This window comes from Nocardia cyriacigeorgica NBRC 100375 (assembly GCF_000308555.1).
GTDB classification, from domain to species: Bacteria; Actinomycetota; Actinomycetes; order Mycobacteriales; family Mycobacteriaceae; genus Nocardia; species Nocardia cyriacigeorgica.
Genome location: NZ_BAFY01000033.1, coordinates 41,179 through 52,509 on the forward strand (window position 1 = coordinate 41,179; position 11,331 = coordinate 52,509).

At 69.4% G+C, this 11,331-nt stretch carries 11 protein-coding genes; 4 read left to right on the forward strand and 7 right to left on the reverse strand.

Going from position 1 to position 11,331, the window contains the following annotated elements:
- Window positions 1–30: 30 nt before the first annotated feature.
- Window positions 31–333 carry a DUF2537 domain-containing protein gene (locus RJ05_RS03365; RefSeq protein ID WP_051016172.1) on the reverse strand — a complete coding sequence of 101 codons (303 nt, stop codon included), beginning with the start codon at window positions 331–333 and terminating at the stop codon, window positions 31–33.
- The gene (locus RJ05_RS03370) at window positions 330–1,133 is read right to left on the reverse strand and encodes a TrmH family RNA methyltransferase (RefSeq protein WP_085996150.1); all 804 of its coding nucleotides are present in this window, start codon (window positions 1,131–1,133) and stop codon (window positions 330–332) included. The genes RJ05_RS03365 and RJ05_RS03370 overlap by 4 nt, the downstream gene beginning before the upstream one ends.
- Before the next feature lie 96 nt (window positions 1,134–1,229).
- On the opposite strand from RJ05_RS03370, the gene RJ05_RS03375 reads away from it, so the two are divergent.
- Entirely contained in the window at window positions 1,230–2,435 is a 1,206-nt protein-coding gene (locus RJ05_RS03375) for a GNAT family N-acetyltransferase (protein WP_036532977.1), read from the forward strand.
- 65 nt (window positions 2,436–2,500) lie between these two features.
- Window positions 2,501–2,917, forward strand: a complete 417-nt coding sequence (locus RJ05_RS03380) for a YccF domain-containing protein (protein WP_036532979.1) — start codon at window positions 2,501–2,503, stop codon at window positions 2,915–2,917.
- A gap of 8 nt (window positions 2,918–2,925) precedes the next feature.
- Here RJ05_RS03380 and RJ05_RS03385 read toward each other — a convergent pair whose 3' ends face one another.
- Window positions 2,926–3,363 (reverse strand): Rv0880 family HTH-type transcriptional regulator, encoded by a 438-nt coding sequence (locus RJ05_RS03385; RefSeq protein ID WP_036532982.1) that lies wholly within the window; start codon window positions 3,361–3,363, stop codon window positions 2,926–2,928.
- A 60-nt stretch (window positions 3,364–3,423) separates the two neighbouring features.
- Here RJ05_RS03385 and RJ05_RS03390 point away from each other — a divergent pair, with 60 nt between their 5' ends.
- Entirely contained in the window at window positions 3,424–3,663 is a 240-nt protein-coding gene (locus tag RJ05_RS03390) for a DUF2530 domain-containing protein (RefSeq protein ID WP_036532984.1), read from the forward strand.
- A 24-nt stretch (window positions 3,664–3,687) separates the two neighbouring features.
- Here the strand turns inward: RJ05_RS03390 and RJ05_RS03395 are convergent, their stop codons facing one another.
- The 4 genes from RJ05_RS03395 to RJ05_RS03410 form a co-directional block, all read right to left on the reverse strand.
- Window positions 3,688–5,064: a HAMP domain-containing sensor histidine kinase gene (locus tag RJ05_RS03395; RefSeq protein WP_081597145.1), complete on the reverse strand. Its 1,377-nt coding sequence runs from the start codon at window positions 5,062–5,064 to the stop codon at window positions 3,688–3,690.
- Between the two features lie 10 nt (window positions 5,065–5,074).
- Window positions 5,075–5,794 carry a response regulator transcription factor gene (locus tag RJ05_RS03400; protein ID WP_036532986.1) on the reverse strand — a complete coding sequence of 240 codons (720 nt, stop codon included), beginning with the start codon at window positions 5,792–5,794 and terminating at the stop codon, window positions 5,075–5,077.
- 91 nt (window positions 5,795–5,885) lie between these two features.
- The gene (locus tag RJ05_RS03405; RefSeq protein ID WP_036532989.1) at window positions 5,886–6,272 is read right to left on the reverse strand and encodes a hemophore-related protein; all 387 of its coding nucleotides are present in this window, start codon (window positions 6,270–6,272) and stop codon (window positions 5,886–5,888) included.
- Window positions 6,273–6,379: 107 nt separating this feature from the next.
- A complete protein-coding gene (locus tag RJ05_RS03410) occupies window positions 6,380–8,458 on the reverse strand; it encodes an AMP-binding protein (protein ID WP_036532991.1) in 2,079 nt (692 codons plus the stop codon).
- A 317-nt stretch (window positions 8,459–8,775) separates the two neighbouring features.
- Here RJ05_RS03410 and RJ05_RS03415 point away from each other — a divergent pair.
- A partial coding sequence (locus RJ05_RS03415; RefSeq protein WP_217998992.1) for a sensor histidine kinase occupies window positions 8,776–11,331 on the forward strand: 2,556 nt, incomplete at its 3' end.

Consider the following 11,331-nt stretch of genomic DNA (forward strand, 5'->3'; position numbering starts at 1 on the left):
GGTGCTGCGCTGTCTCGACCGGCTCAACGCTCACAACCCGAGCAGCAGACCCAGCCAGGCCAGCAGCACACCGATGGCACCACCCGCGAGGACCCAGCGGGTCACCGGCGCGCTACGCCAGCGCCACGCCGTCGGCGCCACCCCACCGACCGCGACCACATTCACCCCGATCGACAGCAGCGGATGCACCTCGGCCAGCGCCGCGCCGAAGGCGTAGACCGCGACCGTCGTCAGCGCCGCGACCAGCACCGTCACCGTGATGCCCGCCGCCCACGGGGTGGGGTCCTGGCAGTCGCGGTACGGGTCGTAGCGGTTGTTCGACAGCTCGCTCATCTCGTCCTCACCCGCTCATAGAACGCCATCGCGGCTGCGGTCGCCACATTCAGCGAATCGGTGCCGGGGCTCATCGGGATGCGGGCCCGGATATCGGTGGCGGCCATGGCTTCTTCGGTCAACCCGGGGCCTTCGGCGCCGAGCAGCAGGGCGACCCGATCGCCGGTCATCGCTGCCGCCAGGTTCACCGCGGACGGGTCGGGGGTCAACGCGATGATCTGAAAACCTTCGCGGCGCAGCAGGTCCAGGCCACCGGGCCAATCGGGCACGCGCGCGAACGGCACCCGCAGCACATGCCCCATCGACACCCGCACCGCGCGCCGATACAGCGGATCGGCGCAGCGCTCGCCGAACAGGATCGCGTCGGCGCCGAGCCCGGCGGCATTGCGGAACATCGAGCCGAGGTTCTCGTGATCGTTGACGCCCTCGAGGACGGCCACCGTCCGCGCACCGGCCAGGACCTCGTCGAGGGTGCGTTCGGGCAGCCGATGCGCGACGGCGAGCACCCCGCGATTGAGGTGGAACCCGACCACCTCGGCCATGACCTCGGCCGTGGCGCGGTAGTAGGGCGCGTCGACGTCGGCGAGATCCTCGGCCAGCTCCGCCAGCCGTTTGCCGGTCCCGAGCAGCGCGTGCGGGCGGAACGGCGAATCCAGCATCCGCCGCACCACCACCGTGCCCTCGGCGATCACCAGGCCCTTGCCACCGGGCCGGTCGGGCCTGCGATCGACCGACTTCAGATCCCGGAAGTCGTCGACCCGCGGATCGTCCACCTCGTCGATATCCACAACCACCGCCACAGCCGACATCCTGCCAATCCCGGCCCGCCGCGGCGGAGGCGGCCCGGGCCGGAAAATCGGGTGCGCGTGCGGCGCGACAGTGCCATCGTTCGAGACATGGCCATCAACGACGACATCGTCATCCGATTGGCGCGTCCGGCCGACGCCGACGCCATCCAGCTGCTGCTAGAGACCTGTTTCGCCACCAGGACCTCGGCGGTGGAGAACGAACAGATCCCGCGCATCTTCCCGCCGGAACAGGCGCTGGTCGCCGAGGTGGGCGGCCGGGTCGTCGGGCACACCCAGTCCACCACGATGACGCTCACCGTCCCTGGTGGCCGCGAGGTCGACGTCACCGGAATCGCGGGCGTCGCGGTGGCGCCGACGCATCGGCGCCGCGGCATCCTGCGCGCGATGTACACCGAGCAGCATCGCCGGACCGAGGCCGCCGGGCTTCCGCTGACCATCTTCACCGCCAGTGAAGGCAGCATCTACGGCCGTTTCGGATACGGGCCAACCGTGGTCGAGAAGGCCATCCGGGTGGATCGGCGGCGCGCCGCCTTCCTGCCGATGGTTCCCGATCCCGGTGGCGTCGAGCTGGTTCCGTTGCCCGCCGCGCAGGAGCGCATCCGCGACGTCTACGACCGCTGGCGCAGGCTCGTCCCCGGTGCACAGGTGCGGCCCGACGGCGCGTGGGCGATCCGGTTCGCCGACCCCGAGCGGTTCCGCGGCGGCGGGACCGACCTGTTCAGCCTGGTGCATCCCGACGGCTATGCCCTCTACCGCTACCGGCACGGCGCCGACGGCTCGGTCGCCGAGGTGAGCGAACTGCGCGCCGTGACCACCGACGCGCATGCGGCGCTGTGGCGGGTGCTGCTCGGGCTCGATCTGATCGACCGGATCGAGACCGAGATCACCGATGACGATCCGCTGCCCTATCTGCTCACCGATCCGCGTCAGGTCCGCACCACCGGCCGCTACGACGGACTGTGGTTGCGGCTCATGGACATTCCGGCCGCGCTCACCGCCCGCGCCTACGCGGCCGATCTGGACGTGGTGCTCGCGGTGCACGATCCGTTCCGCGAGGCCGGCGGTACCTTCGCGCTGCGGATCCGCGACGGTGTGGCCGAGTGTGCGCCAACCGATCGGGAGGCCGACCTGGAACTGGGCATAGACGTGCTCGGCAGCATGTACCTCGGCGCCCATCCGGCTCGCGCGTTCGCCGCGGCGAACCGGTTGCGGGCCAAGGATTCCGGGCTGGTGCGTGCGGTGGAGCAGGCCTTTTCCGCTGATCGCGCCGCGGAGGTCGGCTGGTTCTTCTGACCGCGAGCGCCACCGACCGGCCCGATCGGATGCGCAACCCGAGCCGGTCCTGGCATGCTGGAGGCATGCAGGTGATCCGGCTGGTCCTCAATATCCTCTGGCTGATCCTGGCCGGCTTCTGGATGGCGGTCGGCTACCTGGTGGCGGCAGTGATCTGCTTCATCCTGATCATCACCATTCCGTTCGGCATCGCCGCGCTCCGCAATGCCGCCTACGTGCTGTGGCCGTTCGGCCGCACCACCGTCGACAAGCCGGGCGCCGGTGCGGGATCGCTGATCGGCAACATCATCTGGTTCGTGGTCGCGGGCTGGTGGCTGGCGCTGGGCCATCTGCTCACCAGCATTCCGCTGTTCGTGTCGATCATCGGCATTCCGTTCGGCTGGGCCAACCTGAAGCTGATCCCGCTGGCGCTGTTCCCGCTGGGCAAGGACATCGTGGATTCGGACCAGGCGTTCGCCCCGAACTACCGCTACTCCTCCTGAGCGGCGACCTATTCGGATTCGGCGACGATCTGCTTCATGATCGTCACCGCCCGCGACAGCACCTCGAGCTGCTCCGGCGTGAGGTGGGACAGCTGATCGGTCATCCAGGCTTCGCGGGCGCTGGCCTCATCGGCGATCAGCGCACGTCCGGCCGGTGACAGCGACACGATGATCTGCCTGCCGTCGGTGGGATGCGGTTCGCGCGCCACCAGCCCGAGATCGGTGAGCGAGGCGATGACCCTGGTCATCGACGGCGGCTGCACCCGTTCGCGCGCGGCGAGCGCACCAGGGGTCATGGCGCCGTCGCGGTGCAGGGTGGCCAGCACCGACAGCTGGGTCAGCGAGATCTGCGAATCGGTCCGTCGCCCGCGCAGATGCCGCGTCAAACGCACGACCGCCAGCGACAGCTCACCCGCGAGCTCTCGAACATCCGATGGCGTTGTCACAGTTGAGCACGATACGGGACCGTGCCCGGAGTTCACGCATGTTCGCCTAGGCTGAGCACTGTGACCCAGAAGGTGCCGCAGATTCCGCCTCGACTCACCGACCCACGGCCGGTTCTCGCGGTCGGCTGCGCGCTGTGGGCGCTGGCCACGCTCGTCGTCTGGGTGAGCGGAGATCGTTGGGAGACCGCGCGTCCGGTCTGCCTGATGGGGCTTGCGGTCGGGTTGCTCGGGTACACGATCTTCCTCGTCCAGCGCAGGGGAGCCCGGCGCGGCGACAAGGGCGCGCAGACCGGGCTCTGACCTGCTCGCGGAATCGGCTGAGGGCTAGCCGGTGGGCGCCGGCCGTGCCGGGAGATCCAGCACCAGCCGCACCCCGCCGAGCGTCCCGTCATCGAAAAACGCCTGCCCGCCGTGTAATTGGGCCTGCTGCGCGACCAACGCCAAGCCCAGCCCGGAACCGCCCTTGGTGGCCTGGGTGCCGCGGTAGAAGCGATCGAACACGGCTTGGCGTTCCTCCACCGGGATGCCGCGGCCGTTGTCGTCGATGGCGACGATGATGTGGCCGTTCGGTGCGCGGTGCGCGGAGACGAGGGCCTCGGTGGCGGCGCCGTGTTTGACGGAGTTGGCCAGGGCATTGTCGACGGCCAGGCGCAGGCCCGCGGGCAGGCCGCGGGTGACGAGTTCGGCGTCGGAGTCGATGCGCACGGTGAGACCGGGGAAGTGGCGCATGGCGTCATGGGCGGCCTGGTCGCACAGGTCGCCGACATCGGTGTCGACGTGGTCGCGTTCGTGGGTGAGGTCGCCGGAGGCCAGCCGTTCCAGCGCCGACAGCGTCGCCTCCACGCGACCTTGGCTGCGGTGCAGGTCGTCGAGGATTTCGGCGCGCTGGGCCTCGTCCAGGTCGAGGGTGCGCAGCACCTCGAGATCGGTGCGCATGGCGGTCAGCGGGGTGCGCAGTTCGTGCGCGGACACGGCGGCGAAATCACGGGCGGTCTCCAGGGCGGCGGCGGTTTCGCCCTGCGCCTGATCGACGCGCGAGAGCATCGTGTTGACCGCATCGGCGAGTTGCTCGGCTTCGAGCACACCGGAACCATCCACCGGTTGCGGCGGATGCTCGGGATCGCGGTAGCCGCTGCGCGTCCCCACCTGACGGGTCAGATCGACGATGGGCCGCACCGCGCGCCCGCCGAACAGCCAGCCGAGCCCCGCCGCGGCCGCGATCGCCACCAGCCCACCGGCCAGCACCCACCGCTGCTGTTCGGCCGTGGCACGGGCAGCGTCGGCATTCGGAATACCCAGTGAGACAGTGCGTCCCGCTTGTTGGTTCTCGGTGGTGGTGAGCACGCGATAGGACGCGCCGTCCACGGTGACGGTGTGCGACCCCGTCGGCAGATCGGGCAGTTCGATCGCGGTGGTGGCGGTGAGCTCGCCGTTGTCGCGGACGGTCAGCGCCAGGTTCTCGTTCGGGCCGATGAGGTTGACCAGCCCGACCGCGATCACCGGGTCGATCAGCACCAAACGGGACGCGAGCGTGAGCTGCTGATCGGTCTGCTCGACATTGACGCGCTCGATCGCCTGCAACGTGATGACGCTGAGGATCGTGATGATGAGAATCGCACCGGCCGCCGCGGCGCCCGCGACCCTGGTGCGCAGTGAGTAGGACCGTCGTCGGCCGGGCTTCTCCGGAGACCCGGCGCTCACAACTGCCCGCTCATTTCGGCGCCCGCAGCACGAACCCGACCCCGCGAATGGTGTGCAACAACCGCGGTGTTCCTTCCACTTCGAGCTTGCGCCGCAGGTATCCGACGAAGACATCGACCACATTGGTGTCGGCGGCGAAGTCGTAACCCCACACCAGCTCCAGCAGCCGCTCCCGGCTCAACACCACACCGGCATTGCGGGCCAGCGTGGACAGCAGCTCGAATTCCCGCTTGGTGAGGTCGATTTCGCGCCCGTGCAGCAGCGCCCGATACCCGGCTACATCCACTTCCAGCGGCCCGACGGTGACCGCGCCCGGCGTGGACGCGGCAGGAGCATCGGTGCGGCGGCGCAGCAGCGCCTTGATCCGCGCCACCAATTCGGCCAGCACGAACGGCTTCACCAGGTAGTCGTCCGCGCCCGACTCCAGACCGGCGATCCGGTCGTCCACCGAACTGCGGGCGCTGAGCACACAGATCGGGACCTCGTTGCCCATGGCGCGCAGTGCGGTCACCACGCCGGCGCCGTCGAGCACCGGCATGTTCATATCGAGCACGATGGCGTCGGGGGAGTGCTCGTTGACGGCGCGCAGGGCCGCGCCACCGTCGCGGGCCACCAGGACTTGGAAGCCGGACAGGCGCAGCCCGCGCTCCACCGAGGCGAGCACGTCCTCGTCGTCATCGACGACGAGGACGGTCGGGTTGGTCGTGCGATCGGCGCTCACGTCGTTCATTCTGCCGTCGTTTCCCGGCGCGGCCCGGTCGCGACGCTCGCCGGGCGGCCACGACGCCGCGCCAGGGCGTCCGGCATGAGCGCCGATCAGCTCAGTAGTTCTTGCAGGTCTCGGCGACCTTCTGAATGGTCTGGCTCAGGCCCGCGGCACGCGGATCGTTCTCGGCCTGCTGCGCGGCCTCCGGGTTCTCGTCGAGGTAGCGCTGGAGTTCGGCGCGACGCTGCTCGACCGGCTGTTCGAACTTGGCCTGTAGTTCTGCCTTGACCTCGGGGTTGGCGTCGAGCATCGCGGCCAGCTGCGGCGCCTGATCGTGCAGGGCGGCGTCGACCTGGGCGAACGAACACTCCGATTCCAGCAGCGGCGCCGCCAGCTCCATCGGACCCGCGGACGCGATCGCGGGGCTGAGGAAGGCGGTCACGGTGGCGGCCCCGGCCACGGTGAATGCCGCGAGGGTGGCCCTGCCACGAAAACGTTTCATATTGCTGCCTCCTACAAGATCGGTGACGGACGCCTCGACGGTATTGCCCAGGGCTGGCACCCGTGTGAACCGTTGCTGTGAAAACTCTGAGGAGCCGAGCAGATCCGTTATGGGGCGACCTGATTCGAATCCGGCACGACTTCGCCGTTGCCATTGCCGTTGCCGTCTCCATTGCCAGGACGGCTGGTGAACAGTTCCGGCTGCGCGGCCAGGATCTGATCCTCCAATGCCACCAGCACGGCCGGATCCTCGATGGTGGAGGGGACCTCGTATTCCTCACCGGCGGTGATCTGGCGGATGGTCTTGCGCAGGATCTTGCCCGAGCGGGTCTTGGGCAGCCCGGCCACCACCACCGCGTCGTGCAGGGTCGCGATGGCGCCGATCTGTTCGCGCACCCGCTGGATCAGTTCCTCGCGCAGCCGGTCTTTGTCCACTTCGACGCCGGTCTTGAGCACCACGTACGCGATCGGCCGCTGCCCCTTGAGTTCATCGGGCAGGCCGATCACCGCGCATTCGGCCACCGCTTCGTGGCCGGCGATCGCGGCTTCGATGCTGCCCGCCGAGAGCCGATGCCCGGCCATATTGATCACGTCGTCGCTGCGACCGAGCACGAACAGATAGCCGTCGTCGTCGAAATAGCCGGAGTCGCCGGTCAGATAGTGGCCGGGATAGGCCGACAGATAGGAGCGCTTGTACCGCTCGTCGTCGCGCCACAGCCCGCTGAGCGCGCCCGGCGGCAACGGCAGTCCGATGACGATATTGCCCTCGACATTGGCTGCCACCGGGTTGCCGTTGGAGTCCAGCACACGCAGCCGATATCCCGGCACCGGCACCGATGCCGACCCCGGCTTGATCGGCAACTGTTGCAGCCCGAGCGGATTGGCGCAGATGGGCCAGCCGGTTTCGGTCTGCCACCAGTGGTCGACCACCGGGCAGTCCGGCCGCTCGGCGAGCAGGGTGCCGACGGCCCACTCGTAGGTGGTGGGGTCGAGCCGTTCACCCGCGCAGAACAGGGCCCGCAGCGAGGACAGGTCGTAGGTGTGCGCCAGGGTCGCGTTCGGATCGGCGCGGCGGATGGCGCGCAGCGCGGTCGGCGCGGTGAACAGCACGTGCACCCCGTATTCGGCGACCACCCGCCAGTAGGCACCGGCGTCCGGGGTCCCGATCGGCTTGCCCTCGTACAGCAGCGTGGTGGCACCGACCAGCAGCGGCGCGTAGACGATGTAGGAGTGGCCGACCACCCAGCCCACATCCGAGGCCGCCCACATCACCTGACCCGGGCCGACGTCGTAGATATTGCGCATCGACCAGCACAGCGCCACCGCATGTCCGCCGTTGTCGCGGACCACGCCCTTGGGGCGGCCGGTGGTGCCGGAGGTGTAGAGGATGTAGAGCGGATCGGTCGCCGCGACGGTCACCGGCTCGGCGAACGGGGCATCGCGCACCGCCTCTTCCCAGTCCATCCACCGAGCGGCCACGGTCTCGGCCGAACTCGGCAGCGATTCGGTGGCAGGCTGCGGCGCCGGGAACGGGATCGTCGGGAAGGCGGCGCGCTGCTTGACGATGACGTTGCGCGGAGCGGTGGTCCTGGCCAGGTCGAGCGCCTGCATGACGATCGGCGGGTACTCGATCCGGCGTCCGGGCTCCAGGCCGCCGGAGGCGGTGATGATGAGCACGGGTTCGGCGTCATCGATGCGGGCGGCCAGTTCGGGCGCGGCGAACCCGCCGAAGACCACCGAATGCACCGCGCCGATCCGCGCGCAGGCCAGCATGGCGATCACGGCCTCGGGGATCATCGGCAGATAGATCACCACGCGGTCGCCCTTGGTGACACCTAGTCGTGACATGGCGCCGGCGAACCGTGACACTTCCGTCAGCAACTCGGCGTAGGTGTATACCCCCCTGTTACCGGTCATAGCCGAGTCGTATATGAGTGCGGGTTGGTCGGCTCGGCCGCCGGTGCCCTCGGAACCCTCCGGCAGTGCGCGCACGTGCCGGTCCAGCGCGTTGAACGAGGTGTTGAGCGTGGCGTCGGGGAACCAGCGGGCGGCAGGCCTGGCCGTGGTGTCGATCACCTGCTCAGGGGGTACCTCCCAGTCGACGGCGGTGGCAGCATGGGCCCAGAACTCGGCGGGATCGACGAGGCTGGTCTGGTAGACCGGTCGGTACTCGTTCCTCGCGTTCAACCCGTGCTCCCTAGCCTCGCTTCGATGCCCGCCTCGATAGATCAGCACGATTGTGGCAGACTTCACGCGACGCCCGGGTGGGTGCCGCGACCTTTGGTTTTGCCTGGAACGGGCTGGTCACTGGGCGAGTGCCGATGCGGGGTCAACCAAGAAGTTATTGATCCGTTAGAATCTGATGTCACTTATTCGGTCCGTCGTAGACGCAATTTCTCGGCCAGCCGCAGATCTCGGCCAGCACTGTCTGTCGAGCCAGCATGCGATTGTGGAGGTTCCGCTGATGGCGCGTGGCTGGGGCCAGTTTGGAAAGTGAGTGGGAGATGCGTGACGCCGCTAGGTCCGGCAGAAAGCGCTGGGCGCTCAGCAACTGGGACCTGCGCTGGAAGGTTACGGCGGTCCTCGCCGTACCGCTGGCGGTCGCGGTCGGACTCGGCGTGTCCAAGATTTCGTCCGAGTGGAGCGAGGCCAATCGACTCGCCTCCGCCGCCGACAACGTCGAGGTCATTCCGGTCGTCACCGGTCTGAGTGCCGCGACCTCTACCGTCGCCGGTTCGCAGGTCATCAATATCGGGGGCCGATCGCTGGTCACCGACGAGAACCTGGTCGACCTGGACAAGGCGATCGCCGCCGCCGAAGGCGCGGTCGGTGAACTCTCCGACCTCCCGAGTGCGCAGCAGCCGCTGCAGGAGATGATCGATCTCGCCAAGCAGGTGCGGGCGCAGGGGTTGACCCCGACGCCGCTCACGCCCACCGAGGCTGCCGCAGAGATCGACCGGTACCGCGGCGCCGGTGTGCGGGCCGTGGAACAGATCGTCACCCAGGTCAGCGACCCGGTGATCGACGAGGCCAAGCTGCGCCTGGTCGACTCGCTCAACACCCGCGCGTCGATGGTCGGCGAGATCGTCGGTGTCGCCGACTACCTGCGCGATCGGGAGACCGGTCTGCAGACCTATCTGGTCGCCAACAACACCGAGCGCGCGCTGCTCAACCTGCTCGCACAGCGATTCCCGGCCAACGACCGCAATATCCAGGACCTGCGCACCGGCGTCGAGACCCGCGCGGCGATGATCCAAGGCCCGGAGGCCCAAGCCGGGCAGCTGCCGCTCGGTGAGGCCCGCCAATCGATCCTGTCCAGTCTCGACACCACCGAGGCGCTGGTCGCGATGGCCACCGACGACATCGTCAGCGGTGTGCGCGACCTCGCCGACAACGCCCGCTCCGACGCCATCATGTACAGCGTCGTGGTGCTGCTCACCATCCTGGCCGCGCTGCTGCTCGCGGTGTTCGTCGCGAGGTCGATGATCGTGCCGCTGCACCGGCTGCGCCTGGCCGCGCTGCGCGTCGCCGAGAGCGACCTGCCGCATGAGGTCGCCCAGCTGCGTAACGGCGCGTCGCCGGAGGAAGTGCCGCTGGAGCCGATGCCGATCCGCTCTGAGGAGGAGATCGGTCAGCTGGCCCGCGCCGTCGACGACATCCATGGTCAGGCCCTGCGCCTGGCCAGTGATCAGGCGCAGATGCGTACCCAGGTCAACGACATGTTCGAGACCCTGGCTCGCCGCTCCAAGTCGCTGGTCGATCATCAGCTCACGCTGATCGAGGCGATGGAGTACGACGAGAAGGACCCGCGCCTGCTGGAGAACCTGTTCCGGCTGGACCACCTCGCCGCCCGTATGCGCCGAAACGGCGACAACCTGCTGATTCTGGCCGGTACCAAACAGCGCCGCGCCAAGTCCGCGCCGGTCGAGATCGCCGACGTGCTGCGTGCGGCGATCTCCGAGGTCGAGGACTACGAGCGGGTCAAGCTCGGCGCCACCCCGCGCGGTTCGCTCAAGGAACCGGCCGCCTCCGACCTCGCGCATCTGTTCGCCGAGCTGCTCGACAACGCGCTGCGAGCCTCGCCGCCGGAAACCGATGTGAAGTTCACCTTCGCCCAGGCACACGATCAGGGCCTGCTCATCGAGGTCGCCGACCGCGGTATCGGTATGCCGCCCACGGAGATGGCCGAGATCAACCGCAGGCTCGAAACCACCGCCGAGCCCGGCCCCGATACCGCCCGCCACATGGGTCTGTTCGTGGTCGGCCGGCTCGCCGAGCGGCACGGGCTGAGCGTGCGGCTGCGCCCGACCTTCGACACCGCGCGCGATCCCGGCGTCACCGTCACCGTGCACGTTCCGGTCGGGCTGATCGTCGCCGACAAGAGCGGCTCCGGTCCGCTGGTTCCGCAGCCGTCGCCGGTGCAGGCCGGTGGCCCGCAGCGGCCCTCGGCTCCCTCGTCGATGCAGATGCGCTCGGTCAGCCGCACTCCTGGCGGCAACGTGATGGTCACCGTCGATCCCGGCGTGAGCGGTCCGATCCCGGCCAGTGCCGAGGATCGCGCGGCCGCGGCCGGTGCGCCCGCCACCCCCGGCGGCGGACTGCCGCAGCGTCAGCCCGGCTCGGCGATGGCCTCGGGTCTGCGCGGTGACGCCGAGCAGTCCGGCGCCACCCTGCGCCCCGCACCCGGCCAGCGGGGCACGGGCCCGCAGCGCGGCAAGCTGGCCGCCGCGGCCATGCCCAAGCGCAATGTCGTACCCGGCGGCCCGGTGCCGCCGCGGCCGGGTGGCCCGCAGGCCGAACGTCCGGCCGCCACCCCGCCGCCGCGCGATCCGAACACCGGTCTGCCGCAGCGTCAACCCGGATCCAACGGCGTGCCGCAGCCGACCGGTGGGCTCCCGCAGCGTGAGGCCGGCCCGGCAGCTCAGCCGGGCGCCGCAGGCGGTCTGCCGCAGCGTGGTCCCGGTGGCCTGCCGCAGCGTCAGCCCGGTCAAGCCGGGCCGGGCGGTTTGCCACAGCGTGAGCCCGGACAGAGCGGACTCGCGGCGCGTGAGGCGGGCCCC